General features: G+C 68.5%; 24 protein-coding genes. 9 read left to right on the plus strand and 15 right to left on the minus strand.

Features of this window, described 5'->3' with window-relative positions:
* From pyk to gcl, 6 genes are all read right to left on the minus strand, one after another.
* A complete protein-coding gene (gene pyk / locus ABD022_RS09905) occupies window positions 1–1,419 on the minus strand; it encodes a pyruvate kinase (RefSeq protein WP_325125035.1) in 1,419 nt (472 codons plus the stop codon).
* A complete protein-coding gene (locus ABD022_RS09910) occupies window positions 1,416–1,847 on the minus strand; it encodes a GlcG/HbpS family heme-binding protein (RefSeq protein WP_325125037.1) in 432 nt (143 codons plus the stop codon). The genes pyk and ABD022_RS09910 overlap by 4 nt, the downstream gene beginning before the upstream one ends.
* 29 nt (window positions 1,848–1,876) lie before the next feature.
* Window positions 1,877–3,139, minus strand: a complete 1,263-nt coding sequence (locus tag ABD022_RS09915; protein WP_343821174.1) for a glycerate kinase type-2 family protein — start codon at window positions 3,137–3,139, stop codon at window positions 1,877–1,879.
* Between the two features lie 112 nt (window positions 3,140–3,251).
* Complete coding sequence (gene glxR, locus ABD022_RS09920) at window positions 3,252–4,136, minus strand: 2-hydroxy-3-oxopropionate reductase (protein ID WP_343821176.1); 885 nt, start codon at window positions 4,134–4,136, stop codon at window positions 3,252–3,254.
* Between the two features lie 41 nt (window positions 4,137–4,177).
* Window positions 4,178–4,954, minus strand: coding sequence for a hydroxypyruvate isomerase (gene hyi, locus ABD022_RS09925; RefSeq protein ID WP_325125043.1), 777 nt, complete (start codon window positions 4,952–4,954; stop codon window positions 4,178–4,180).
* Between the two features lie 11 nt (window positions 4,955–4,965).
* Window positions 4,966–6,747, minus strand: coding sequence for a glyoxylate carboligase (gene gcl / locus ABD022_RS09930; protein WP_343821178.1), 1,782 nt, complete (start codon window positions 6,745–6,747; stop codon window positions 4,966–4,968).
* A 220-nt stretch (window positions 6,748–6,967) separates the two neighbouring features.
* Here gcl and ABD022_RS09935 point away from each other — a divergent pair, with 220 nt between their 5' ends.
* Both ABD022_RS09935 and ABD022_RS09940 read left to right on the plus strand, forming a co-directional pair.
* Window positions 6,968–7,885: a LysR family transcriptional regulator gene (locus ABD022_RS09935; protein ID WP_325125047.1), complete on the plus strand. Its 918-nt coding sequence runs from the start codon at window positions 6,968–6,970 to the stop codon at window positions 7,883–7,885.
* Complete coding sequence (locus tag ABD022_RS09940) at window positions 7,882–8,835, plus strand: DMT family transporter (RefSeq protein WP_325125049.1); 954 nt, start codon at window positions 7,882–7,884, stop codon at window positions 8,833–8,835. The genes ABD022_RS09935 and ABD022_RS09940 overlap by 4 nt, the downstream gene beginning before the upstream one ends.
* Before the next feature lie 58 nt (window positions 8,836–8,893).
* Here the strand turns inward: ABD022_RS09940 and ABD022_RS09945 are convergent, their stop codons facing one another.
* Both ABD022_RS09945 and uraD read right to left on the minus strand, forming a co-directional pair.
* Window positions 8,894–9,406 carry an ureidoglycolate lyase gene (locus tag ABD022_RS09945; protein WP_325125051.1) on the minus strand — a complete coding sequence of 171 codons (513 nt, stop codon included), beginning with the start codon at window positions 9,404–9,406 and terminating at the stop codon, window positions 8,894–8,896.
* 84 nt (window positions 9,407–9,490) lie between these two features.
* Window positions 9,491–9,997 (minus strand): 2-oxo-4-hydroxy-4-carboxy-5-ureidoimidazoline decarboxylase, encoded by a 507-nt coding sequence (uraD, locus tag ABD022_RS09950; RefSeq protein WP_343821181.1) that lies wholly within the window; start codon window positions 9,995–9,997, stop codon window positions 9,491–9,493.
* 158 nt (window positions 9,998–10,155) lie between these two features.
* Here uraD and ABD022_RS09955 point away from each other — a divergent pair, with 158 nt between their 5' ends.
* Complete coding sequence (locus tag ABD022_RS09955; protein WP_325125056.1) at window positions 10,156–11,091, plus strand: LysR family transcriptional regulator; 936 nt, start codon at window positions 10,156–10,158, stop codon at window positions 11,089–11,091.
* Between the two features lie 64 nt (window positions 11,092–11,155).
* On the opposite strand, the gene ABD022_RS09960 is transcribed toward ABD022_RS09955, so the two are convergent.
* Window positions 11,156–12,538, minus strand: coding sequence for an NCS2 family permease (locus ABD022_RS09960; RefSeq protein WP_425545220.1), 1,383 nt, complete (start codon window positions 12,536–12,538; stop codon window positions 11,156–11,158).
* Window positions 12,539–12,712: 174 nt separating this feature from the next.
* Window positions 12,713–13,651, minus strand: a complete 939-nt coding sequence (locus tag ABD022_RS09965) for a LysR family transcriptional regulator (protein ID WP_325125058.1) — start codon at window positions 13,649–13,651, stop codon at window positions 12,713–12,715.
* A gap of 138 nt (window positions 13,652–13,789) precedes the next feature.
* On the opposite strand from ABD022_RS09965, the gene xdhA reads away from it, so the two are divergent.
* The 6 genes from xdhA (at window position 13,790) to ABD022_RS09995 (ending at window position 22,240) form a co-directional block, all read left to right on the plus strand.
* Window positions 13,790–15,274, plus strand: a complete 1,485-nt coding sequence (gene xdhA, locus ABD022_RS09970) for a xanthine dehydrogenase small subunit (RefSeq protein WP_325125060.1) — start codon at window positions 13,790–13,792, stop codon at window positions 15,272–15,274.
* A gap of 22 nt (window positions 15,275–15,296) precedes the next feature.
* Window positions 15,297–17,660, plus strand: coding sequence for a xanthine dehydrogenase molybdopterin binding subunit (xdhB, locus tag ABD022_RS09975; protein ID WP_425545231.1), 2,364 nt, complete (start codon window positions 15,297–15,299; stop codon window positions 17,658–17,660).
* Window positions 17,660–18,691: a xanthine dehydrogenase accessory protein XdhC gene (xdhC, locus tag ABD022_RS09980; RefSeq protein WP_325125064.1), complete on the plus strand. Its 1,032-nt coding sequence runs from the start codon at window positions 17,660–17,662 to the stop codon at window positions 18,689–18,691. The genes xdhB and xdhC overlap by 1 nt, the downstream gene beginning before the upstream one ends.
* Window positions 18,692–18,795: 104 nt before the next feature.
* Window positions 18,796–20,130 carry a guanine deaminase gene (gene guaD, locus ABD022_RS09985; protein WP_325125066.1) on the plus strand — a complete coding sequence of 445 codons (1,335 nt, stop codon included), beginning with the start codon at window positions 18,796–18,798 and terminating at the stop codon, window positions 20,128–20,130.
* A 43-nt stretch (window positions 20,131–20,173) separates the two neighbouring features.
* Window positions 20,174–21,670, plus strand: a complete 1,497-nt coding sequence (locus ABD022_RS09990) for an AMP nucleosidase (protein WP_325125068.1) — start codon at window positions 20,174–20,176, stop codon at window positions 21,668–21,670.
* A 21-nt stretch (window positions 21,671–21,691) separates the two neighbouring features.
* Window positions 21,692–22,240, plus strand: coding sequence for a YaeQ family protein (locus ABD022_RS09995; protein ID WP_325125070.1), 549 nt, complete (start codon window positions 21,692–21,694; stop codon window positions 22,238–22,240).
* 57 nt (window positions 22,241–22,297) lie between these two features.
* On the opposite strand, the gene ABD022_RS10000 is transcribed toward ABD022_RS09995, so the two are convergent.
* From ABD022_RS10000 to ABD022_RS10020, 5 genes are all read right to left on the minus strand, one after another.
* The gene (locus ABD022_RS10000; protein WP_325125073.1) at window positions 22,298–23,050 is read right to left on the minus strand and encodes a TSUP family transporter; all 753 of its coding nucleotides are present in this window, start codon (window positions 23,048–23,050) and stop codon (window positions 22,298–22,300) included.
* 109 nt (window positions 23,051–23,159) lie between these two features.
* Window positions 23,160–24,185: a DctP family TRAP transporter solute-binding subunit gene (locus tag ABD022_RS10005; RefSeq protein ID WP_325125075.1), complete on the minus strand. Its 1,026-nt coding sequence runs from the start codon at window positions 24,183–24,185 to the stop codon at window positions 23,160–23,162.
* A gap of 59 nt (window positions 24,186–24,244) precedes the next feature.
* On the minus strand, window positions 24,245–25,543 hold the full coding sequence (locus tag ABD022_RS10010; RefSeq protein WP_343821187.1) for a TRAP transporter large permease: 1,299 nt from the start codon (window positions 25,541–25,543) through the stop codon (window positions 24,245–24,247).
* Entirely contained in the window at window positions 25,540–26,064 is a 525-nt protein-coding gene (locus tag ABD022_RS10015; protein WP_325123765.1) for a TRAP transporter small permease, read from the minus strand. The genes ABD022_RS10010 and ABD022_RS10015 overlap by 4 nt, the downstream gene beginning before the upstream one ends.
* 93 nt (window positions 26,065–26,157) lie before the next feature.
* Window positions 26,158–26,628 (minus strand): SET domain-containing protein, encoded by a 471-nt coding sequence (locus ABD022_RS10020; protein WP_325123766.1) that lies wholly within the window; start codon window positions 26,626–26,628, stop codon window positions 26,158–26,160.
* Window positions 26,629–26,748 lie beyond the last annotated feature (120 nt).

A 26,748-nucleotide genomic window follows, 5' to 3' on the forward strand; every position in this document is an offset into this window, starting at 1 on the left:
TCAGGAGACCTGGGCGATGTGCAGCAGGTTGGTGCTGCCGCTGCGTCCGAAAGGCAGGCCGGCGATCACGATCAGCGTGTCGCCGGTCTCGGCCAGGCCGGCCTGCCGGGCGGCTGCGGCGGCCCGGTCGATCATTTCGGTCGATTCCCGCAACTGCTCGGGAAAGAGTACCGGGCGCACGCCCCAGGCCAGGGCCAGGCGGCGGGCCGTTTCCGGCTGCGGGGTCAGGGCCAGGATCGGCGTGGCGGGGCGTTCGCGGCTGGCGCGCAGGGCACTGAATCCCGAAGCCGTGTAGGCCACGGTCGCGGCCGGTTCCAGCAGGCCCGCGACGCGGCGCAGGGCGCAGCAGATGGCGTCGGGGATGTTGGCCTCGGCCGGGCTGTGGGTGGCGTCCAGGTTGGCACGCCAGGACGGGTCGGCCTCGACCTCGCGGATGATGTGCTCCATGATGGTGACCGCCTCGACCGGGTACTGCCCCGAGGCCGATTCGGCCGACAGCATGACGGCGTCGGCGCCGCTGTAGACGGCAGTGGCCACGTCCGAGGCCTCGGCGCGGGTGGGCACAGGCGCGGAGATCATGGATTCCAGCATCTGCGTGGCGACGACCACCGGCTTGCCGGCGGCGCGGGCCCGGCGCACGATGCGCTGCTGCAGCACCGGCACGCGCTGCGGGGGCAGCTCGACGCCCAGGTCGCCGCGCGCCACCATGATGCCGTCGGCCTGGCCGACGATGGCGTCCAGGTGCTCGATGGCGGCGGGCTTCTCGAGCTTGGCCATGATCCAGGCCCGGCCGCCGATCAGGCCGCGCGCCTCGACGATATCCTCCGGGCGCTGCACGAAGGACAGGGCGACCCAGTCGACACCCAGCGACAGGCCGAACTCCAGGTCGGCCCGGTCCTTGGGCGTGAGGGGGGAAATCGGCAGGATGACGCCGGGCACGTTGACACCCTTGCGGTCTGACAGCGGGCCGCCCACCAGCACCGTGGTCTCGGCGAAGTCGGGGCCGTGGCGGTCCACGCGCAGGCGCAGCTTGCCGTCGTCCAGCAGCAGGTCGGTGCCGTCTTCCAGGGCGGCGAAGATTTCGGGATGCGGCAGGTTGGCGCGTGCGGCGTCGCCTTCGGCCGGGTCCAGGTCCAGGCGAAAGGCCTGGCCCGCCGTCAGGGTGGTCTTGCCCCCGGCGATCCGGCCCACGCGCAGCTTCGGCCCCTGCAGGTCCATCAGGATGCCGATGGGGCGGCCCAGTTCCTGCTCGACCTGGCGGATGAGGCGGTGGCGTTCGGCGTGATCCTCGTGCGAGCCGTGGCTGAAGTTCAGGCGGAACACATTGGCCCCTGCCTGGGCCAGGGCGCGGATCTGTTCGAGCGATGAGCTGGCCGGCCCCAGGGTGGCCAGGATGCGGGCGCGGCGATCGGCCTTCATGCCCGGGCTCCCGCGGGGGTGCCATCGTCGCCGTCCAGGGCGGCGACGCCGGCGCGGGCCACCTGGGCGTCCTGCCCGGCCTGCACGCCGGAAACGCCGACCGCGCCGATCAGGCTGCCGTCGAAATAGATGGGCTCGCCGCCTTCCAGGGGCACGACCGGCATGGAAAGGGCGGCGATGCGGCCCTGGTTGACCATGTCTTCGTAGACCTTGCTGGGCTTGCCGCTGAGGATGCAGGTCCGGGCCTTTTCCGGCGCGATCCGGGCGCTCATGAGCGGGGCGCCGTCCATGCGCTGCAGCCACACGCTGTGGCCGCCGGCGTCGCAGATGGCGATGCTGACGTTCCAGCCGTTGCGGCGGGCTTCGGCCTCGGCTGCGCCCGCCATGCGGCGCGCGTCTTCGAGTGTCAGGACTCTGATGGTCTTCATGCTGTGTCTCCTGGAGGACGCCATGGGGTTCAGAGAACCAGGATGGCGCGGAAATCGTTGACGTTGGTCAGTGTGGGCCCGGTGACCAGGGAATCGCCCAGCCGTTCGAAGAAGCCGTGGCCGTCGTTGTCGTCGAGGTGGGCGCGCGGCGGCATGCCGGCCGCCCAGGCGCGCGCCAGGGTGTCGGGGCCGATCAGGGCGCCGGCGATCTCTTCCTGGCCGTCCACCCCGTCGGTGTCGCCCGCCAGGGCGTGGATGTCCCGGGCGCCGTCCAGGGCGATGGCCATGGACAGCAGGCATTCCACGTTGCGCCCGCCGCGGCCCTGGCCGCGCACGGTGACGGTGGTCTCGCCGCCGGACAGCAGCACGCAGGGGGCGGGGATCGGCTGGCCATGGGCCCGCACCTGCAGGGCGATGCCGCCCAGGACCTTGCCGACGTCGCGGGCCTCGCCCTCGATGCGGTCGCCCAGCAGCAGCGGTGCGACGCCTGCTTCGCGGGCCACCGAGGCCGCGGCTTCCAGGGCCATCTGGGGCGTTGCGATCAGGTGGGTCTCGACGCGCGCCAGCCGGGCGTCGCCGGGTTTCAGGGTCTCGCCTTCGCCGGATTCCAGCAGCCGGCGCGCCCCTGCCGGCAGGTCGATGCCGTAGCGGCTCACGATGTCCAGCGCGTCGGCGCAGGTGCTCGGGTCGGCCACGGTCGGCCCGGAAGCGATGTCGCACGGCTGGTCGCCGGGGACGTCGGAGATCAGCAGGTTGACCACGCGTGCGGGGGCGCAGGCCGCCGCGAGGCGGCCGCCCTTGATGCCCGACAGGTGGCGGCGCACGCAGTTCATCTCGGAGATCGTCGCGCCGGATTTCAGCAGGGCGCGGTTGATCGCCTGCTTGTCGGCGAGCGCCACCCCGGTGCCGGGCACGGGCAGCAGCGAGGATCCCCCGCCCGAGATCAGGCAGATCACCAGATCGTCGGGCGTGAGGCCCGACACCAGTTCGAACAGCCGCCGGGCGGCGCGTTCGCCGGCTTCGTCGGGCACGGGATGGGCGGCTTCGACGATCTCGATGCGTTCGCAGGGCACGGCGTATCCGTAGCGGGTGACGACCAGGCCTTCGATGGGGCCGGCCCAGTGCCGCTCGAAGGCCTGCGCCATGGCGGCCGAGGCCTTGCCGGCGCCGATGACGATCGTGCGTCCCTTGGAACGTTGCGGCAGGAAGGCGGGGATGCAGTGTTCGGGCTGGGCGGCGCGCACGGCTGCCTGGAACATGCGGGTGAGGAGCTCGCGGGGCGAGAGGTTCATGGTGCGTCCATCCCGAGGGTGAGGGGCGGCCGGGAGCCGCCGCGGTTTGCGGCCTGTCCGGCGGGCGCGTGCCCAAGGGAGCGCGCCCGCCGGACAGAATGCAGGATACCGCTTACTGTCCGATCTCGTGGTTCGCCAGGATCTCCAGGGCGCGCACCATGCCGGAATGGTCCCAGCCGGCGCCGCCGTGGGCCACGCAGGTGTTGAACAGTTCCTGGGCCACGGCCGTGCTGGGCAGGGCCAGGCCCAGCTGGCGGGCGGTGGTCAGGGCCAGGTTCAGGTCCTTCTGGTGCAGGTTGATGCGGAAGCCCGGATCGAAGGTGCGCTTGACCATGCGCTCGCCATGCACTTCCAGGATGCGCGAGCTGGCAAAGCCGCCCATCAGCGCCTGGCGGACCTTGGCCGGATCGGCGCCGGCCTTGGAGGCCAGGACCAGGGCTTCGCCCACGGCCTCGATGGTCAGGGCGACGATGATCTGGTTGGCGACCTTGGTGGTCTGGCCGTCTCCGTTGCCGCCCACCAGGGTGATGTTCTTGCCCATCAGCTCGAAGATCGGCTTGCAGCGGTCGAAGGCTGCCTGGCTGCCGCCGACCATGATGGTCAGGCTGGCCGCCTTGGCGCCGACTTCGCCGCCGGACACCGGGGCGTCCAGGTATTCGCAGCCCAGCGCATTGATCTTCTTGGCGAATTCCTTGGTGGCGACGGGCGAGATCGAGCTCATGTCGATGACGGTCTTGCCTTTGCTCAGGCCTGCGGCCACCCCGTTCTCGCCGAACAGCACGGCTTCGACATCGGGCGTGTCGGGCACCATGACGATGATGATGTCGGAGGCCTTGGCGACTTCGGTGGCGTTGGCAAGCGCCTTGGCGCCCGCGTCCAGCAGGCTCTGCGGAGTCTTGCCGTGGGTGAAGGTGGCCAGGGTGTGGCCGCCCTGGATGAGGTTGGCGGCCATGGGGCTGCCCATGATGCCCAGACCGATGAAACCGATATTGGCCATGTGAGTTCTCCTTGTGGATTCGAGTTGAGTCGTGATGGGGGTCAGGCCAGCGCCTGGATCCAGCCCAGGCCGTCCTCGGTACGGCCGGCCGGCTTGTATTCGCAGCCGATCCAGCCGTCGTAGCCGATGGCGTCGATGTGGCGCAGCAGCCAGCGGTAGTTGATTTCGCCGGTGCCCGGTTCGTTGCGCCCGGGGTTGTCGGCCAGCTGGATGTGCCCGATGGAGCCCAGGTGCCTGGCGAGCGTGTTGCCCAGCTCGCCTTCCATGCGCTGGGCGTGGTAGATGTCGTACTGCACGCGCAGGTTGTCGGAGCCTACTTCGTCGATGATGGCCAGCGCCTGGTCGGTGCGCGACAGGAAGAAGCCCGGGATGTCGAAGGTGTTGATGGGTTCGATCACCAGGCGGATGCCGGCCTTCTTCAGCTCGGCAGCCGCGTGGCGCAGGTTTTCGACGAAGGTCCGGTGGGCCGTGGCCTGGTCTGCGTCCGCGGGCATCTTGCCGGCCAGGCAGTTGAGCTGCGGGCAGCCCAGGGCCTGCGCGTATTCGATGGCGCGGGCGACACCCTGCCGGAATTCCTCGACGCGCCCGGGGTGGCATGCGATGCCGCGCTCGCCGGCGTCCCAGTCGCCGGCGGGCAGGTTGTGCAGCACCTGGACCAGGCCGTTTTCCTTCAGGCGTTCGGCCAGCGCCTGCTTGTCGTAGGCGTAGGGAAACAGGTATTCGACTCCCTTGAAGCCGGCTTTCGCGGCGGCCTGGAAGCGGTCCAGGAAGTCGATCTCGGTGAACAGCATCGACAGGTTTGCGGCGAATTTGGGCATGTCTTGACTCCTCAGTCCAGCAAGGTGATGGCGGTCGGGGCGTCCTCGCCGCGCTCGGCCAGTTCTTCGAATTCGTTGATCGCGTCGATGTCGTTGCCCATGGAGATGTTGGTGATGCGCTCCAGGATGAACTCGACCACGACGGGCACGCGTAATTCCTTGATCCAGGCGCGGGCCTGGGCGATGGCGGGCTGGATCTCTTCGACCGTCTTCACGCGGATGGCCTTGCAGCCCAGGCCTTCGGCGACCTTGACGTGGTCCACGCCGTAGCCGTCGGTTTCCGGCGCATTGATGTTGTCGAAGGACAGCTGCACGCAGTAGTCCATGTCGAAGCCGCGTTGCGATTGGCGGATCAGCCCCAGGTAGGCATTATTGACCACAATGTGGATGTAGGGCAGGTTGAATTGCGCGCCCACGGCCAGTTCCTCGATCATGAACTGGAAGTCGTAGTCGCCGGACAGGGCGACGATTTCGTCGCCGGTGTTCGCGGCCACCACGCCCAGCGTGGCGGGCACCGTCCAGCCCAGGGGGCCGGCCTGGCCGGCGTTGATCCAGTGGCGCGGGCCATAGACGTGCAGCAGTTGCGCGGCGGCGATCTGCGACAGGCCGATGGTGGTGACATAGCGCACGTCGCGGCCGAAGGCCTTGTTCATTTCCTCGTACACGCGCTGCGGCTTGAGCGGCGACTGGTCGAAGTGGGTCTTGCGCTGCATGGACTTCTCGCCCCTGCGTGCGCGGCATTCCGCGGCCCAGGCGCTGCGGTCGCGCAGCTGTCCGGCGGCCTTGAGGCGCCGGGCTTCCTCGATCATCAGGCGCAGGGCCGCACCGGCGTCCGATGCGATGCCGTAGTCCGGACCGAAGACCTTGCCGATCTGGGTGGGGTCGATGTCGATGTGCACGAAGGTGCGGTCCTTCGTGTAGACCGGGATCGAGCCGGTGTGGCGGTTGGCCCAGCGGTTGCCGATGCCCATGACGAAGTCCGAGGCCAGCAGGTTGGCGTTGCCGTAGCGGTGCGCGGTCTGCAGGCCGGCCATGCCGGCCATCAGCGGGTGGTCGTCGGGGATCACGCCCCAGCCCATCAGGGTGGGAACGACGGGCACGCCGGTCAGTTCGGCGAATTCCTGCAGCAGGCCGGCCGCGTCGGCGCTGAAGATGCCGCCGCCGGCAACCAGCAGCGGGCGCTCGGAGGCGTTGAGCATGGCCACGGCCTTGGCGGCCTGGGCCGGCGTGGCGGCGGGCTTGTAGACCTGCAGCGGTTCGTAGGTGTCGATGTCGAATTCGATCTCGGCCATCTGCACGTCGAAGGGCAGGTCCACCAGCACCGGGCCGGGACGGCCGGAGCGCATGATGTGGAAGGCCTGCTGCAGGATGCGCGGCACCAGTTCCGGTTCGCGCGCCATCACGGCCCACTTGGTGACCGGCTTGGCGATGGTCTCGATGTCCACCGCCTGGAAGCTTTCCTTGTGGAGCTGCGAACGCGGCGCCTGGCCGGTGATGCACAGGATGGGGATGGAATCGCCCGAGGCCGAGTACAGGCCGGTGATCATGTCCGTTCCGGCGGGGCCGGACGTGCCCAGGCAGACGCCGATGTTGCCGGGGTTGGCGCGGGTATAGCCTTCGGCCATGTGCGAGGCGCCTTCCACGTGGCGGGCCAGCACATGCTTGAAGCCGCCGTTCTTGCGCAGGGCGGAATACAGCGGGTTGATGGCGGCGCCGGGCACGCCGAACAAGGTGGTGATGCCTTCTTTCTGCAGGACCGCCGCTGCGGCGTCGACTGCTCTCATTCTGGCCATGATTTCTCCTGGGTCGATCGGTCGTTCGTTCGTTGACGAGACCAGAATAAAGAAATCGATCTGCGGCAGGAATCCCAGTCCACCTCTGTTCTGTCGATACTATTTGTATGTGGTCGAGTGGGCATGGAGTAGAATTCCCGGAATCCGGGGATGTCGGCCAGGTCGGGAATTCCCTTTCATTGCCGCATGTTTTCGGCTTTTTCCATCTGCGGGGTGCGCCTTGAGCCGCTATACCGAGGTACGCAGTTTTGTATTGATTGCCGAGCAGGGCAGCTTCGCCGCCGCCGCCCTGGTCGAGGGCGTGACGCCGGTCATCATGGGACGCCGCCTGACGGCACTGGAAAAGCGCCTGGGCGTGCAGCTGATGCACCGGTCCACGCGCGGCCTGGTGCTGACGGACCTGGGCGAACGCTACCTGGAACACTGCCAGCAGCTGATCCAGGATTTCGACGCGGCCGATGCCAGCATCATGTCCCGGGGCAAGTCGCTTTCCGGCCACCTGGTGGTGTCGGCGCCCGCTTCGTTCGGCCGCCTGCACGTGGCGCCGCATGCGGTGGCTTTCCGCGAGCGCTACCCCGACCTGGCGCTGTCCTTCAATTTCACCGACAGCGTGGTGGACCTGGTGCGCGAAGGCTATGACATGGCGATCCGCATCGGCGAGGTCACCGACCCCAATTACGTGGCGGTGCGCCTGTATCCGAACCGCCGCGTGGTCTGCGGCACGCCGGCCTACTTCGAATCGCATGGCGTGCCGCGCACGCCCGAAGACCTGATCCGGCACAACTGCCTGGCGTTCAACCTGCAGGGCGGGCAGCATCGCGGCTGGACGTTCGTGCGCGATGGCAAGCCCTTCGCCGTGCGGGTGCGCGGCGACCTGGCCTGCAACGATGGCGAGCTGCTGTATCACTGGGTGCGCCAGGGGCTGGGTATCGGCTGGCGTTCCACCTGGGAGATCCAGCGCGAACTGAAGCGCGGCGAACTGGTGACGGTGCTCGATGAGTTCGCCCTGCCGGCCTACGACATCCAGGCCGTCTATCCGCAGCAGCGCTACCTGCCGGCCAAGGTGCGCTATTTCATCGATGCCCTGAGAACCCATTATCATGAACCCGGTTATTGGGAAGGACAGAGAACATCTTGAATACGAACGACCGGACGCCCGACGCAGACCCGGGCACGCCTGCCGCAGGAGCGGCGCGGCAGGCGGCGGTAGCCCGCCGCAATGAACGGCTGGCGCTGCTGGCCCTGGCCGGAATGGCCCTGGGCTGGGGCTACAACTGGGTGGTGATGAAATCGGTGCTGGCCTATGTGGGCCCCTTCGATTTCTCCGCATTGCGTACGTTGTTCGGCGCCGTGTTGCTGCTGGCCGTCCTGGCGGTCCTGCGCCGGCCGGTACGCATCCGGGCCTGGGGACGCGTCGCGGTGCTGGGCGTGCTGCAGACCGGTGCGTTCTCCGCCCTGATCCAGATCGCGCTGCTGCACGGTGGCGCGGGCAAGACGTCCATCCTGGTCTACACCATGCCGTTCTGGGTGATTCCCATGGCCTGGGTGGCCTTTGGCGAGCGCATCCGCGGCCTGCAATGGCTGGCCCTGGCGCTGGCGGCCGCCGGCCTGGTGCTGATCCTGGAACCCTGGACGCTGCACGCCGATTTCGCCAGCGAATTGCTGGCGGTCTCGGCGGGCCTGTGCTGGGCATTGGCGACCATCGTCGCCAAGTGGATCAAGCGCGACCATCCCATGGATGCCCTGCCGCTCACTGCCTGGCAGATGCTGTTCGGCGCCCTGGCCCTGTGCGTGGCCGCCTGGATCGTGCCCGAGCGGCCCATCGATCCGGCGCCGTATTTCTACGGTGCGCTGGCCTACAACGCCATCATCGCCACGGCCCTGGCCTGGTTCCTGTGGCTGTTCGCCCTGCAGCACCTGTCGGCCGGTGTCGCGGGCATGTCGGCACTGGGCGTGCCGGTGGTCGGCGTGCTGGCCGGCTGGCTGCAGCTGGGCGAGCGGCCGGGCGCCCTGGAGCTGTCGGGCATGGTTCTGATCGGGGCGGCGCTGGCGGTGATCAGCCTGCGGTCGATGGGCCGGCGCGGGTAGGGCACCGCGGCATTGCCGGACCCGTGCCCGCCGTGCGGCGGGCGCGTCCGGCGCGGTGTCAGTCCAGCTCGGGGATCACGCCGGGCGCTTCCATCTGGACGATGTCGCAGTTGTCGCCGGGGCCGGCCCGGTCGATGATCAGGAAGTCGGAGACGGCATCCAGCGCCAGCAGCGGGTGGTGCCAGACGCCGCGCGCGTAGTTCACGCCCTGGTCGCCCTGGCACAGAAAGACGCGCAGGTCGGCGACCGTGGGGACGGACGCGGGGTCGGCGACCACGACGAGATAGGGCCGCCCCGACAGCGGCATGAAGGCCTGGCTCGCCTTCGGATGGCGTTCCATCATGGTGATGGTGAATGGCAGCGTGCGCGGCAGGCCGCGGAAGATCGAGACGATGGCGCGGCCGTCTTCGCCCGGATCGATGGCGGCCAGGTCGTGGTAGCGCTCGGTATTGCCGTCGTTGATGGTGAAGTGCCGGGCCGCATCGTCGGCCTGGATCACATCGCCGAAGGGGGCAAAGGCTTCCCGCGTCAGGGGTTCGATGGTCAGGGACGTCAGCGTGGTGGCAGTCATGGGAAACTCCGTGAAAATCCCGGCGAGGCGCCGGGATCGGGCAATGATCCGTGCCGGCGGGCCGGAGCCCGGCGGCCCGGGGCTTCAGGCGGCGAAGCGGGCGTCGAGGCGGAAGCGCGCGATCTGCCCGATCTGCTCCAGGCAGGTGTCGAATTCGGCGTCCCGTTCATTGTGCAACCGTTGCTCGATGGCGTCCATGATCTGGTAGCGGCTGCGGCCCTTGACGGCAATCACGAAGGGAAAGCCGAAGCGCTCGCGGTAGGCGGCGTTCAGGCCGCGCAGGCGCTGCAGTTCTTCCGGGCTGCACTGGTCCAGGCCGGCGCCGCGCTGCTCGCTGGTCGAGTCGTCGGTCAGGGTGCCTGCCGCGGCTTCCTTGCCGGCGAGCTCCGGGTGGGCCTGGATCAGGGCGAGCTGTTCGGCCGGGTCGGCGGCGCGCACCACCTGCATCATGGCCCGGTGCAGCGCATCGACGTCGGCGAATGGCCGGGCCGCCCAGGCGCGTTCAGGGATCCAGGGGGAATGTTCGAAGATCGTTCCGAGTTCCTGGGCAAATTCGGCCTGGGTCAGGGCGGACAGTTCGTTCAAGGTCATGACAGGAATGGATGAGTGCATCATGATGGAAAGTCTACGGTGTATCGCCCGCCAAAAGAAGGGCGGTGCGCGGTATAAGTGGTATATGCTGTGCCGCATCCCCGGGGGCGGACAGGTGCCGGATGGCCCATGCCCCCGCCAGAACGGAGAACCGAACGATGTCGACGCGACGCGGTAGCGAAACGCTGGATACGTATCTGCTGAAGGTGTTCAGCATCCTCATGACCGAGCGCAGTGTGTCGCGCACCGCGCTGAAGCTGAACCAGTCCCAGCCCGCCATCAGCGTGGCGCTGAAGAACCTGCGCCAGATCCTGCAGGACCCGCTGCTGGTGCGCGAGAAAGGCGGCATGGTGCCGACCGACCGCGCGCTGGCCATCCTGGAACACGCCCGCACTGCGCTGAGCTCGATCGATTCGATGCTGGAGGCCGGGGGTGTCTTCGAGCCCGGCAGCAGCCGCCAGGTGTTCCGCATCGGCTCGCCGGACTACCTGGCGCCGGCCTTTGCCGCCGCCGTGGTCGCGCGGTTTCGCCGCGAGGCGCCGCAGGCGCGGCTGGTGCTGCATTCCCTGGGTCCGGATTTCGATTTCGAGCATTCCCTGGCCGAAGGCGAGCTGGACGTGGTGATCGGCAACTGGCCCGAGCCGCCCGACCGCATGCACCTGTCGGTGCTGCTGGAAGACGAGATCGTGTGCCTGGTGGCGGCCGACCACCCGCTGGCGCGGCGTGGCATGACGCTGGAGGACTACCGGCGCGTGCCGCACGTGGTGCCGACCCCGTATTCCATCACCCAGCGCGGCATGATCGACACGGTGCTGACGTCCCTGCGGATCCAGCGCGAGGAATTCATCGAGGCGCAATCCTTCATGCTGGCGCCCTACCTGCTGCCCGGCACCGACCTGGTGTTCACCACCACGCGGCATTTCGCCCGCTACTACACCGAATTGCTGCCGCTGACGGTGCTGGAGTCGCCGATCGAATTCCCGCCGATGCGGTTCTATCAGTTGTGGCATGCGCGCAATCATCATGCGCCCTCCCATCAATGGCTGCGTCACTTGCTGGGCGACTGCGGCCGGGGCGTGCTGGCAAGGGGATGAAGCCGGACACGGGATAGTCCCTGCGGACTTCTCCCGTGCCTGCCGGATCCGGCGTCCGGGTGGGTCAGATGGCCCAGCCGCCCAGGTAGAACACGGCCAGCGCGATGGCGATGGCCAGGGTGCCCAGGTTCAGCTTGCGCCATTCGCCGGCGAACAGGCGGCCGATCACCAGCGTGCAGAAACCCAGCATGATGCCGGTGACGATGTTGCAGGTCAGCACGATGAAGACGGCGCAGACCATGCCGGCCATGGTGTCCACGGTATCGTCCAGGTGCAGCTTGCGCACGCCGCCCAGCATCAGCAGGCCGACATACATCAGGGCCGGCGCGGTGGCATAGGCGGGCACCAGGCCGGCGAGCGGCGACAGGAAGATCAGGGCCAGGAAGCCCAGTCCGACGATGGTGGCGGTCAGGCCGGTCTTGCCGCCGGCCGCCGTGCCTGCCGCCGACTCGATGTAGGCCGCCGCCGGGGCGCCGCCCAGGCCGGCCGACACGATCGAGCTCACCGAATCCGCCGTCAGGGCGCGGCCGCCGTTGATGATCTGGCCGTTCTCGTCCAGCTGGCCGGCCTGGCCGGCCACGGCGCGGATGGTGCCGGTGGCGTCGAAGACGGCGGTCATGACCAGGGCAAGGACGCTGGGGATGACCACGGCGTTGAGCGCGCCGCCGACATCCATGGCCCCGATCAGCGAATGCTCGCCGCCGAATGACGGCAGGGCGAACAGGCCCTGGAAGCTCACGGCCGGATCCCAGATCAGGCCGACGGCCGACAGCGCCACGATGACCAGCAGGATGCCGCCCGGCACGCGCCGGCGCTCCAGGCCGAAGATCGCCGCCAGGCCCACCACCGACAGCAGGGCCGGCAGGGCGTTCAGGGTGCCCAGGGACACCGGCAGGCCGGGGCCCGGATTCTTCACCACCAGGCCGACTTCGTTGGCGGCGATCAGCAGCAGGAACAGGCCGATGCCGATGCCGGTGCCGTGCGCGATGCCGGTCGGCAGGTTGCGCAGGATCCAGCTGCGCACGCCGGTGGCGGAGATGGCCGTGAAGATGACGCCCATCAGGAACACCGCCCCCAGGGCGACGGCGGGCGACAGGCCCTGGCCCAGGACCAGGTCGAATGCCGTGAAGGCCGTCAGCGAGATCGCGCAGCCCACGGCGATCGGCAGGTTGGCCCACAGGCCCATCAGCAGGGAGCCGAAGGCGCTGGTCAGGCAGACGGCGATGAAGACCGAGGATGTGTCGAAGCCCGCCTTGCCCAGCATGGCCGGCACGACGAACACGGAATAGACCATCGCCAGGAAGGTCGTCAGGCCGGCCAGGGTTTCCTGGCGCACGCTGGTGCCGCGGGCTGAAAGCTGGAAGCGCCGTTCCAGCCAGGGGTTGGAGGGTGCGGGGGATGCGGGGGTGCCAAGTCCCGCAGGCAAGGCATGTTCCTGCTCGCTCATGAGGGTGTCTCCGGAATGGGTGGGCGCCTTCTGATGGGACGGACGCTTTATGGGTCAGGCCATTCTAGGGACGAGGTTTTCGGCTGTGTGCGCGCGGCTCTGATGACGATTATCAAGCCCGGATGATGTCTTCTGGGAGGCGTCAGGGTTTGTCCTGATGCCGTGCAAACGGGTTCAGGCGTCGTCCAGGCTGGCCTGCAGCATGGCGGCGACCTTGGCGATGCTCTGGCGCAGCCAGACGACTTCCGGCGCGCCGTGACAGCGGCGGTGCCACAGCAGGTAGAAGCGCATCGGCGGGAAAGGCAGGGGCGCGGGCAGGATGGTGATGGGCAGGTAGCGCGCGTAGTGCTGGGCGAATTGCTTGCCGGTGGTGAAGATCAGGTCCGTGCGCAGCAGCATGCCGGCCACCTGGCCGAAATACGGGATGGTCATCTGGATGTTGCGCTTCAGGCCCTGGGACGCCAGGTGGCCGTCGATGAAGCTCTGGCGCTCGGTGACGTACGGAAAAGGCGCCAGGTGCGGCAATTCCAGGTAGTGCTTCAGGGTGAGCTCGCGGTGCGCCGCCGGGTTGTGGCTGCCGATCATGCAGACGACCTCGTCGTCGAACAGACGCGCCATGTGCATCTGCGGCGGCGGTTCGAGCCAGTTGCCGATGACCACGTCCAGGCCGCCGTCCTCGAGGCCTCCCGCGTAGTCGTAATCGGCATTGATCGGGTGTACGATGAATTTGGCGTGCGGCGCCTCGCGGCGCAGGATTTCGGCGATGTTCGGCAGGAACATCGCATCCAGGTAGTCCGGCGCCCCCACATGGAATTCCCGCGTCGTCCGGGCCGGATCGAAGGCCCCGGGCGGCTGGGTGATGCGCTCGATGGCGCTCAGGGCCTCGTTGGCGTGTGCCAGCAGTTCCAGGCCGCGGCTGGTGGGCACCATGCCGGCCTTGCCGCGCACCAGGATCGGGTCGCCGGTGATGTCGCGCAGGCGGCGCAGGGAATTGCTCAGGGCCGGCTGCGACAGCCCCAGCTTGATGGCGGCGCGCGACACGCTCTGTTCGGTCAGCAGGATCTGCAGGATGCGCAGCAGGTGCGTGTCCATGGGTTCGCGGGTTCGTTGCATCGGCCTATTATTCACGGGCGTGCGCCCCCCGTCCACCGGATGACGGCATGATGTTCTTCATCATCGGGGGTGAATGGCCGGGGTGGTGGCGCGGTGATATCGTGGATGCAACACCTGTTCAATGAAAAGAGGGATGCGATGGAGACCGATGTCATTCGCTTTCACTATCGTGGCCGGATCCACGAAGTTTCCGACCAGCCCACGACCCGCACCGTGCTGCAGTACCTGCGCGAGGACCTGGGTTGCATGGGCACCAAGGAAGGATGCGCCGAAGGCGACTGCGGCGCCTGTACCGTCATGGTGGCCGAGCCCGACGGCCGGGGCGGCGTGGCCATGCGGGCGGTGAACGCCTGCATCCAGTTCCTGCCCACGCTCGATGGCAAGGCGCTGTACACGGTCGAGGACCTGCGCCGGGAAGACGGCACGCTGCATCCGGTGCAGCAGGCCATGGTCGACTGCCACGGATCCCAGTGCGGTTTCTGCACACCGGGTTTCGTCATGTCCTTGTGGGGCATGTACCTGGCGCACGGCCCCGACGATCCTGCGCCCACGCGCACCGAGATCGACGACACGCTGTCGGGCAACCTGTGCCGCTGCACGGGCTACCAGCCCATCGTGCGCGCCGCCGGCGAGATGTTCAAGTATCCGGCCGTGCCCTTCGACCGGGCGGCCCTGGCGGACATCCTGGCCACGCTGCAGCGCGACGGCGTGTTCACCTACACGCATGACGGCCACACCTTCCATGCGCCGCGCACCCTGGCCCAGCTGGCGCAGCTGCGCCTGGAGCATCCCGATGCCCGCATCCTGGCCGGCAGCACCGACGTGGGCCTGTGGGTGACCAAGCAGTTCCGCGACCTGCCGCACCTGATCTACATCGGCCAGGTGGCCGAACTGCGCGACATCCGCCAGGAAGGCGACGATCTGCTCATCGGCGCGGGCGCGCTGCTGAACGATGCCTTCGATGCGCTTGTCGAACACATCCCAGAGCTGGCCGAAATGCGCCAGCGCTTTGCCTCTTTCCCCATCCGCAACGCGGGCACGCTGGGCGGCAATGTGGCCAACGGCTCGCCGATCGGCGATTCCATGCCGGGCCTGATCGCCCTGGGCGCCAGCATCGTCCTGCGCCGGGGCGAGCGCGTGCGCGAAATGCCGCTTGAGGACTATTACCTGGGCTACCAGAAGAACGCCGCCGAGCCCGGCGAATTCGTGCAGGGCCTGCGCGTGCCCGTGCGGGTGGCCGGCCGCCAGTTCCGCCACTACAAGCTGTCCAAGCGCTTCGACCAGGACATCTCGGCGGTGTGCGCGGCCTTTGCCGTGATCCTGGACGAGTCCGGCGCGGTCCGCTCCGTGCGCACCGGTTTCGGCGGGGTGGCGGCCACTCCCAGCCGCGCCCGCGCCGTGGAAGCCGTCCTGCAGGGCCAGCCCTGGGACGAGGCGCATGTCCGCGCCGCGATGGACGCCGTGGCGCAGGATTTCAAGCCTTTGACCGACATGCGCGCCAGCAGCGAATACCGCCTGCTGGCCTCGCGCAACCTGCTGTACCGCTTCTATCTGGAAACCGCCCCTGGGGCGCCGCTGGCGACGCATCAGGTCAGTACGGCCGCGTTGGCCGACATTGCTTGAGGAGACCGCCATGAACATGCGCATCAATGTGCCGGTCGAGCTGGACCGGCTGGCCGTCGCCAACGACTGCATTCCCCGCCCCGTCGAAGGCGAACCCGCCGCCGGCGCGTCCAGCCCGCATGAATCCGCCGCGCTGCACGTCACCGGCGAGGCCGTCTACACCGACGACATCCCCGAACTGCGCGGCACCGTCTACGCCGCCCTGGGCCTGTCGGCCAAGGCGCATGCCCGCGTGCGCGGCATGGACCTGGAAGCCGTGCGCCGCGCGCCGGGCGTCGTCGCCATGTTCACGGCCCGCGACATTCCGGGCGAGAACAACTGCGGCCCGGTGCTGCACGACGATCCCCTGCTGGCCGACGGCCTGGTCCAGTACGTCGGCCAGCCGCTGTTCATGGTGGTGGCGCGCTCGGTGGATGCCGCGCGCCGCGCCGCCCGCCTGGGCCGGATCGACTACGAGGAACTGCCTCATCTGCTGACGCCGGTGCAGGCGAAGGAAGCCGATTCCCGCACGCTGCCCGACATGCGGCTGGTTCAGGGCGACGTGCTGGCCGCGCTGGACGCCGCGCCGCGCCGGATGAAGGGCACGTTCGACTGCGGCGGCCAGGAACAGTTCTACCTGGAAGGCCAGGTTGCCTATGCTGTTCCGCGTGAAAAGGACGGCATGCTGGTCTGGTGCTCCACCCAGCACCCGACCGAGATGCAGGCCGTGGTGGGCCACACGCTGGGCTGGCATGCCCACCAGGTCCAGGTCGAATGCCGGCGCATGGGCGGCGGCTTCGGCGGCAAGGAATCCCAGTCGGCGCTCTTTGCCTGCCTGGCATCGGTTGCCGCGCACCGGCTGCAGCGCCCGGTGAAGCTGCGCGCGGACCGCGACGACGACATGATGATCACCGGCAAGCGCCACGGCTTCCATTACGAGTATGAAGTCGGCTACGACGACGAGGGCCGGATCCTGGGCATGCGCCTGGACATGACGCTGCACTCGGGTTTCTCGGCGGACCTGTCCGAGGCCGTCGCCAGCCGCGCCGTGTGCCACTTCGACAATGCCTACTACATCCCGGCGGCCGACGTGCGCGCCATGTGCGGCAAGACGAACACGCAATCGAACACGGCCTTCCGCGGTTTCGGCGGCCCCCAGGGCGCGCTGTTGACCGAAGTCGTGATCGACCGCATCGCCCGCGAACTGGGCCGCGATCCGCTGGATGTGCGCCAGACCAATTTCTACGGCATCGATACGCGCAACACCACCCCCTATGGCCAGGTGGTCGAGGGCAACCTGCTCGAGCCGCTGGTGTCCGAGCTGGTCGCCAGTTCCGATTACCGGGCCCGCCGGCAGGCGGTGAGCGACTTCAATGCATCCAGCCCCGTCCTGAAGAAAGGCCTGGCGCTGACGCCGGTGAAGTTCGGCATTTCCTTCAACGTGCCGGCCTTCAACCAGGCGGGCGCGCTGGTGCACATCTACCGCGACGGCTCCGTCCTGGTGAACCACGGCGGCACGGAAATGGGCCAGGGCCTGAACACCAAGGTCGCCCAGATCGTGGCCAACACCCTGGGGCTGGACCTGGATTGCGTGCGCGTGACGGCCACCGACACCTACAAGGTCGCCAACACGTCCGCCACCGCGGCTTCCACGGGGACCGACCTGAACGGCAAGGCGGCCGAGGATGCCGCGCTGCAGCTGCGGGCGCGCCTGGCCGATTTCGCCGCCCGCAAGTACGGCGGCAAGCCCGAGGACGTGGTCTTCGCGTGGCGCCAGGTGAACGTCAATGGCCGCAATATCCCGTTCGGCCAGCTGGCCGACGAGGCCTACTGGGATCGCGTGCAGCTGTGGTCCGACGGCTTCTATGCCACCCCGGGCATCGTCTGGGACAAGGCCACCATGCACGGCCGGCCGTTCTTCTATTTCGCCTTCGGGGCGGCCGTCTCGGAAGTGGTGGTCGATACGCTGACCGGCGAATGGAAGCTGCTGCGCGCCGACATCCTGCATGACGTCGGTGCGTCCATCAACCCGGCGATCGACCTGGGGCAGGTCGAGGGCGGCTACATCCAGGGCACCGGCTGGCTGACCACCGAGGAGCTCTGGTGGCGCGAAGACGGCCGGCTGATGACGCACGCCCCGTCCACCTACAAGATCCCCGCCATCAGCGATTGTCCGCGCGATTTCCGCGTGCGCCTGTTCAGGGCGCAGAACCTGAAGGATACGGTGCACCGCTCCAAGGCGGTGGGCGAACCCCCGCTGCTGCACGGCATCAGTACTTTCAACGCCATCTGCGATGCGGTGGCGGCGGTGGGCGACGGGCGGTCTTCGCCCGACCTGCGGGCGCCGGCCACGCCGGAAGCCATCCTGAAGGCAGTCGAGGGCCTGCGGAAACGCAGCGCGGCCTGATGCACGCCTGGATCGATCAGGCCCTGTGGTGCCTGGATCGCCGGCAGGCGGCGGTGCTGGTCACGGTTGCCTGGGTGCAGGGATCGGCCCCGCGCGAGGCCGGCGCCAAGATGCTCGTGTCCGCCGGACACCAGTGGCTCACCATCGGCGGGGGGCACCTGGAATGGAAGGCTGCCGAGTCCGCCCGGGCGCGCCTGCGCGCCGATGACGGCCCGGACCGCTGGATCGAGGCCTTGCCCCTGGGGCCGGCGCTGGGCCAGTGCTGCGGCGGCATGGTGCATCTGCTGTTCGAGCGCCTGAGGGAATCCGACCGCGGCTGGCTTGAGGCCGTGCGCGCCGGGCTGCAGTCGCCCGCGGGCCGCGTTCGCGAGGTCCGCCTGGGCGGAGACGGCGCGGCCCCCTGCGTGCGCGTGTCCGAGCCGGATGCGGCGGCGCCCGGCGGCATCGATGCGGATGCCGGCCGGCTGTTGCGGCCCGGCCCCGGGCAGGGCTGCCTGACGCTGCGCGAGACCATCCGGCCCGATCCGCTGCATGTGGTGATCTTTGGCGCGGGACACGTCGGCCAGGCGCTGGTGCACATCCTGGGCACCCTGCCCTGCCGGGTAACCTGGGTGGACGCGCGCGACGAGCTGTTTCCCGGCACCGTGCCCGCCAATGTGTCGATCGAGGCCACCGACACGCCCGAAGCCGTGATCGACGAGGCGCCCCCCGACAGTTGCTTCCTGATCATGACCCACGACCATGCGCTCGACCAGCGCCTGTGCGAACAGCTGCTGCGGCGCGACGACGTGGCGTATTTCGGCCTGATCGGCTCGCAGACCAAGCGGCGCAAGTTCGAGCACCGCTTCCAGGCGCGCGGCATCCCGCCCGAACGCTATGCGCGCATCGTCTGCCCGATCGGTGAACCCGGCATCGAGGGCAAGCAGCCAGCCGTGATCGCCGTTGCGGTTGCCGCCCAGCTGCTGCGCCTGCGCTCGGAACGGGAACGGCTGGCCGGAGCGCAGGCACGAACCGAAGCGCCCGCGCATTGACCGCACCCGATCGATCCATCGAACCCCATCGAATTGAAGCACGCCGGGCCGCCGGCCCCGCCGCGAAGGCGGCCTGGCCCACAGACAACGACCGAGGAGACCTCATGACGTCCACGAAACCGTCCGCGCCCGCCCGATCGAATTCCGGCCTGCAGGCCTATCGTGCCCAGCTGCTTTATTTCCGGGACACCCCGAAGGCCGAGGACGAGGCCTGCGAGTGGATCCGCGACGGCCTGCTGGTCGTGCGCGACGGCCGTATCGAGCAATGCGGCGACCATGACAGGCTGATCGGGGATCTGCCGCCCGGGACACCGGTTCACGACTGGAGCGGGCGCCTGATCACGCCGGGCTTCATCGACACGCACATCCACTACCCGCAGACGGACATGATCGCCTCGCCGGCACCGGGCCTGCTGCCGTGGCTGGAGACCTACACTTTCCCGACCGAGCGGCGCTTCGAGAATCCGGACTATGCCCGGGACGTGGCGCGCTTCTTCCTGGACGAATTGCTGCGCTGCGGCACCACCACCGCGCTGGTGTACTGCACTGTGCACCCGGGTTCGGCCCAGGCCTTCTTCGAGGAAAGCCATGCCCGCGACCTGCGCATGGTGGCGGGCAAGGTCATGATGGACCGCAATTGCCCCGAATACCTGCGCGATACGGCCGAGTCAGGCGCCCGCGACAGCGAAGACCTGATCCGCCGCTGGCATGGCACGGGCCGCCAGCTGTATGCGCTGACGCCGCGCTTCGCGCCCACGTCCACGCCCGAGCAGCTCGGCCTGTGCGGCGAGCTGGCCAGGCGCTACCAGGACGTGTTCATCCAGTCGCACGTGTCCGAGAACCGCGACGAGGTGAAGTGGGTCATGGACCTGTTCCCCGGCTACCGCAGCTACCTGGACATCTACGACCAGTACGGACTGCTGAGGCCCCGGTCCGTCTACGGGCACTGCGTCTGGCTGGACGATGACGACCGGCGCCGCATGCGCGATGCGGGCGCCGTGGCCGCCCATTGCCCCACGTCCAACCAGTTCCTGGGCAGCGGCCTGTTCGATTTCGCCGCGGCCAAGAATTTCGGCATGCCGGTGGCCCTGGCCACCGACGTGGGCGGCGGCTCCTCCTTTTCCATGCTGCTGACCATGAACGAGGCGCACAAGGTCGCGCGCCTGTCGGGGCATTATCTGACGGCTCGGCGCATGTTCTGGCAGGCCACGCAGGGCGCGGCCAAGCACCTGGGCCTGACCGGGCAGATCGGCACGCTGGAGCCGGGCGCCGAGGCCGATTTCATCGTCCTGGATCCCAGGGCCACGCCGCTGCTGGCGCGCCGCAGCGCCCTGGCCGATTCGCTGGAGGAGCTGCTGTTCGCCCTGGCGATGCTGGGAGACGACCGCGCCGTCGCCGCGACCTACGCGGCGGGACGGGAAGTGCACCGTCGGGAGTGATGGATAGCCCCGGCTGTCGTGCAGAACTGCCATAATCGGGCGCATGGAAAAATTCATCGACACTGCGCGCCCGACCCGGCTGCCGCCGCTGATTCCGTTCTCCAGCTACGAGGACGCCGATGCGGCTGTCGACCGGCTTCTGGAAATCTACCGGCGCAACACGGCTTTCATCCGCGACGCTTTCCGCGAATACTGCGCCAATGGCCTGGAAACGGGCCAGCGGGTGCGCGCCTGCTATCCGGCGATCCGCATCCGGGTGCATTCCTACCAGGAAATCGACAGCCGCCTGTCGTACGGCCACCTGGTCGAGCCGGGGGTCTACATGACCACGGTGACGCAGCCCGCCCTGTTCCAGGACTACCTGCGCGAACAGGTGCGCCTGCTGTTGCGCAACCATGGCGTGCCGGTGGAAATCGGCGAATCCGACCTGCCCATCCCCCTGCATTTCGCCTTTCCGGAAGGCGAGTACGTCGAGGGTGAGTATTCCGAAGTCCCGGGGCACACCCTGCGCGACCACTTCGACGTGCCCGATCTCGCCGTGACCGACGACGCCATCGTCAACGGCACCTGGCGCGGCCGCCCCAACCAGGCCCGGCCCCTGGCGCCCTTCACCGCGCCGCGCATCGATTATTCCCTGCACCGCCTGCAGCACTACACGGCCACGGCGCCGGTGCATTTCCAGGATTTCGTGCTGTTCACCAACTACCAGTTCTATGTCGACGGCTTCGTCCAGTGGGCGCGCGAGACGCTGGCCTCCGGCGTGGGCGGCTACACGGAACTGGTCGAGCCGGGCAACCGCATCGTCACGCCGGACAACCTGGACGAGCCCCGCACGGGGCCGGCGCCGCTGCCCCAGATGCCGTCCTACCATCTGAAGCGGCCCGGGCACACCGGCATCACGCTGATCAACATCGGCGTGGGGCCGTCCAACGCCAAGACCATCACCGACCACGTTGCCGTGCTGCGGCCGTCGGCCTGGCTGATGCTGGGTCATTGCGCCGGGCTGCGCACCACCCAGCGGCTGGGAGACTACGTGCTGGCCCACGGCTACGTGCGCCAGGACCATGTGCTGGACGACGACCTGCCCCTGTGGGTGCCGGTGCCGCCGCTCGCCGAGGTCCAGGTCGCCCTGGAGCAGGCCGTGGCCGACGTGTCGGGCCTGTCGGGCTGGGAGCTGAAGCGGATCATGCGCACCGGCACCGTGGCCACCATCGACAACCGCAACTGGGAACTGCGCGACCAGCAGGAGCCGGTGCAGCACCTGTCGCAGTCGCGCGCCATCGCCCTGGACATGGAATCGGCCACCATTGCGGCCAACGGCTTCCGCTTCCGCGTGCCCTATGGCACGCTGCTGTGCGTGTCGGACAAGCCGCTGCACGGCGAATTGAAGCTGCCGGGCATGGCCACGGCCTTCTACCGCACCCAGGTCAGCCAGCACCTGCACATCGGCATCCGGGCCCTGGAACGCCTGCGCGAGATGCCCGGCGAACGCCTGCACTCGCGTAAACTGCGCAGCTTCATCGAAACGGCGTTCAAGTAGAACGCAGGAACGGAAATCGCCATGGCCCTGCGAGCCACCGTCTACAAGGCGGAACTTCATGTCGCGGACAACGACCGCGCCTATTACGGCACCCATGCCGTCACCGTCGCCCGTCATCCGTCCGAGACCGACGAGCGGCTGATGGTGCGCTTGCTGGCCTACGCACTGTGGGTCGAGGCAGACGAGCGGCTGGTCTTCACCCGGGGCCTGAGCGACACGGATGAGCCCGACCTCTGGAACCTGGACCTGACCGGGGCCGTGCGGCAGTGGATCGAGGTCGGCCTGCCCGACGAACGCCGCCTGCTGAAGGCGTGCGGCCGGGCGGAGCAGGTGATCGTGCTGGCCTACGGGCGCAGCGCCGATGTCTGGTGGTCGGGGGTGCGCGGCAAGCTGGAGCGGGCCGGCAACCTGCAGGTCCATGTCCTGGATGCCGAGGCCACGCGCGACCTGGCGGCGCTGGCCGAGCGCACCATGAGCCTGAGCGTGAACATCACCGACCGCACGGCCTGGGTGTCGTGCGACCGTGGAGACGTGAGCCTGGACGTGCGCAGCCTGCGCGAAGCCGCCTGACCCGCGGCCGGGCAGCCGGCGGCACCCCCGGTGCGGGTGTCGGCCGCCAATGCCGGGCTATCGCTCCAGCAGCATCTTCACCGAGACGATCACCGCCATGGCCACCATCAGGATGCGGATCAGCTGGTGGCCGCGCGTGATGGCCAGGCGTGCGCCGATGGTGCCGCCGATCCACTGGCCCGCCAGCATGGGCAACCCGAAGGACCAGACGATGTGGCCGCTGGCGGCGAAGAACAGGACGGAGGCCAGGTTGCTGCACAGATTCAGCAGCTTGGCGTGCGCCGTGGCCTTGACCAGGTTGAAGCCCAGCAGCGTGACGCAGGAAATCGCCAGGAAAGTGCCCGTGCCCGGGCCGAAGAAGCCGTCGTAGAAGCCGATCAGCGGGGCCAGGGTGGCGGCGTACAGGGCGGGCGCGATCCGCTGGGCGCGGTCTTCGGCGCCCACGCGCGGCGACAGCAGGAAGTACAGGGCGAAGCCGATCAGCAGAAAGGGGATCACCTGGCGCAGCACGCCGCTGTCGATGTGCGTCAGGGCGATCCCGCCCGTGAGCGCCCCCAGGAAGGTGGTCAGCATCATCCAGCGGCTGCGTTTCAGGTCGATCTGGCGCATGCGCAGGAAGTGCAGGGTGGCGGCGGTGGATCCGGCGATGCCGCCGATCTTGTTGGTGGCGATGGCGGCGCCCGGCGGCAGCCCCGCCGCCAGGAGCGCCGGGATGGTGATCAGGCCGCCGCCGCCGGCGATGGCGTCCACGATGCCCGCCAGCAGCGCGACGAAGAACAGCAGGACAGCGACGTCGAAGGTGATTTCCATGGGATGCCGGAAGGCGGGAGCGTCCCGGCATCATACGCCGCGGCGGGTTTTCGTGCGCGCCGGCCCGGGCGTGGCGGGCCAGGCGCACGCGGCGCCTGGAACCGGCCGATCAGCGCTTGGCGATGTCGGCCTGCGCCTGCTGCACCAGGTCGGTGCCGATCTGCTTCGCCCACTTGTCGAACACCGGCCGGGTGGCCTTGGCGAAGGCGTCGATCTGCTCGGGCGACAGCACCGTGACCTTCACGCCGTGGCCTTCGATTTCCTTCAGCAGGGAATCGTCGGTGTTGGTCACGCCTTTGCGGGCGATGACGATTTCCTGGCGGCCGGCTTCGATGGCGGCTTCGCGCACGATCTTCTGATCGGCCGGTGTCCAGGAATCCCAGACATCCTTGTTGACCACGAAGATCAGCGGGTCGGCCACGTAGTTCCACAGGCTCAGGTATTTCTGGCCGACGTCGTACAGTTTGGCACCGGCGTAGATGGACAGCGGGTTTTCCTGGCCGTCGACGGCGCCGCTGGCAAGCGCGGGCTGGGCATCGGCCCAGCTCATCTGCGTGGGATTGGCGCCCAGTGCGGTGTAGATGTCGATGTACAGCGGTGAACCGACCACGCGCAGCTTCATGCCCTTGACGTCCTCGGGCGTCTTGACCTCGCGCGCGGAATTGGACAACTGCCGGTAGCCGTTCTCGCCCCAGGCGAGCGGCACCACGCCCTTCTTGGACAGGATGTCGAACAACTGCTCGCCGACCTTGCCCTGGGTCAGGGCGTCGATGGCGGGATAGTCGGGCATCAGGAAGGGCAGTGAAAAGAGGTTCAGTTCCTTGACCTGCGGCGACCAGTTGATGGTGGAACCGATGGCCATGTCGATCACGCCCTGGCGGATGGCGGTGAATTCGCGCGTCTGGTCGCCCTGGACCAGGGACGTGCCCGGGTAGACCTTGATGTTGATGCGGCCGTTGGTGCGTTCGCGGACCAGGTCGGACCAGATCACCGCCCCCTGGCCCCAGGGGAAGTTGGTGCCCACCACGATGGACAGCTTGTATTCGGACTTGTAGTCGGCGGCCTGGGCCGGCAGGGCGGCGGCCAGGGCCGTGAAGGCCAGCGCGGCGGCGCCGATGATTCGTTTGAAGCGCATGTCAGTCTCCTCTTTGAAAAATCCCCGGCGGGCTTGCCGCCCGCTCGAACGCGTGAACGTCAGTATCCCAGATAATGCGGCAGCCAGAGTGCGATCTGCGGAAAGATCACGACCAGGGCCAGGGTGCAGAGCATGCCCCCCACCAGCCACAGCGCCCAGGGCACCGTGCTTTCCATCGGAATCCGGGCGATCTTGCTGGAGACCATCAGGTTGACGGCCACGGGCGGCGTGAACTGGCCCACCGCGACCATCAGCGTCAGCACCACGCCCAGCCACACCAGGTCCCAGCCGAAGGCCATGGCAACCGGCTGGATCAGCGGCACGAAGATCAGGAAGATCGAGATGCCGTCCAGGAACATGCCGGCCACGACCAGCAGCAGGATCAGCAGCGCCAGCACGCTGTATGGCCCCAGGCCGGAATGCACGATGGCGTTGGTGATCGGGTCGATGATCGACAGCGTGGACAGGGACCAGGCGAAGATCCCCGCCAGGGTGACGATCAGCATGATGACGGCGGACAGTTCCCCGGCTTCGCGCAGGATGGGGAACAGGTCGCGCAGGCGGATGGTGCGATGCACGCACAAGCCGATGAACAGGCCGTAGAACACGGCCACCACGGCGGCTTCCGTGGGCGTGAAGTAACCCATGCGCATGCCGCCCAGAATGATGACGGGGGCGGCCAGGCCCGGGATGGCCTCGAACAGGCTGCGCCAGAAGGGCGGGCGAGGCTCGGCGCGTGCGGCCGCACCCATCTTGTGGCGCCGCGCCAGCCAGACGGCCGGGATGATCAGGCCGATGCCCGCCAGGATGCCGGGGAACATGCCGGCGGCGAACAGCGCCGGGACCGAGGCCTGCGGCACCAGGACCGAGTAGACGATCATGGCGATCGAGGGCGGGATCAGGATGTCGGTGGCGGCGCCCGCCGCCACCACGCTGGCCGAGTAGGCGCGCGGGTAGCCGGCGCGATTCATGGCGCCGATCATGATGGCGCCCACGGCGGCGGCGCAGGCCGGGCCCGATCCGGAAATCCCGCCCAGGAACATGGCGACGGTGATGGCGACCACGGCCAGCATGCCCGGACCGTTGCCGGTGATGGACTGGGCCAGGCGCACCAGCTTGGCGGCGACGCCGGAGCGGTCGAAGATCGAGCCCACCAGCACGAACATGGGAATGGCCAGCAGGGGGTATTTGGCCAGGCCCGCATAGAAGCTCTGCGAAACCGCCATCAGGCCGAACCAGTGGGTGTCCGGGTTGGCCAGGGCGATGGCCAGGGTGCCGGCCGTGCCCAGGGCGATGCCCACGGGCACGCCGATGATCATCAGGACGACGAAGAGCCCGAACAGCAGGGTGGGGATCATGACTGCCCCCAGGCGCGCCGCAGGATGCCGGCCAGGCGCAGGGTGATGATTGCCGACAGCACGGGCAGCCACATGGAATACCACCAGGTGGGCACACCGATGGCCGGGGATGTGTCGCCCCAGTTGTATTCGTCCAGGGCCATGCGGCCCAGCAGCACCGTCAGGCCGGCGAAGAACAGCAGGGACACGGCGCCCGCGGCCAGGGCGAAGCGCCGCCGCCGTTCGGGGCTGCCGCCGTCGGCCAGCAGCTCGATGCGGATGTGCAGCAGGCGGACGAAGGCCGAGGAACTGGCGCTCATGGTGAGAACGATCAGCAGGAAGATGGAGATTTCCTCGGTCCAGGCGAAGGATTCGGAGGTGAGGTAGCGGACGATCACGTTGGCCAGGGTGATGCAGGCCAGGGCGCCCAGGGTCAGCACGGTCAGCCAGTCCTCGAATCGCAGGGAAACGCGCAGGGGTGGATCGGTGGGCGGCGCGTAGGCAAGCGGGTCGGCGGAATCGGCGGCGTGGTCGTCGGGCATGGGACGGGCAAGGCAGGTGTCGGGCCGGATGGCAACACTGAATCCTACAGCGAAACGGCGTACTTGCCAGTTGGTATGAGTACGGACACCGGCTCAGGATGCGTCCGGCAGCGCCAGCATCGTGCCGCGGCATGCGGGCGCACCGCAGCGGCAGCGGTAGTGGCGCTTCAGCGTCCGTGTGAGCGGCTCGTCGATCACCAGGCCGTAGTCGTAGAGCAATTCCGTGCCCGCCGGAATGTCCTGCAGTGCGTAGATCGCCACCCGGGTGCCCGTCTCGTTCTCGCGCGCCTCGCAGTTGGGAGCGCAGCCGTGATTGATCCAGCGGGCGTCGTTGCCACGCTGGCCGCCGTCGATCACCATGCCGCTGCTGAGCGCGAAATAGAAGGTGTGGTAGGGGTCGTCCGGGTTGACCGGCCAGCGTGCATCGGCCTGCTCCGCCGTCAGGCGGCGCCCTGCATAGTCCAGGATCCGGGTGCCGGCGGGGATGTCGCGCGCGGCGAAGACACCGGTGCCGTGCAGGGACGAGACGCGCACGGCATGCCAGGGCGAGCGGGGGTTGGCCATGGGATGCAGTCGAAAAGGGATAAACTGGGGTCCATTATCCTTGGGATGCTTTGCTCACGTCCACTCGTCCCGGCGGCGATCCCGCCGGGTGCCGCCGCGCGCGAGGGGCCGGTGCGGCAT

The organism is Castellaniella daejeonensis (assembly GCF_039523555.1).
Lineage (GTDB): Bacteria > Pseudomonadota > Gammaproteobacteria > Burkholderiales > Burkholderiaceae_B > Castellaniella > Castellaniella daejeonensis.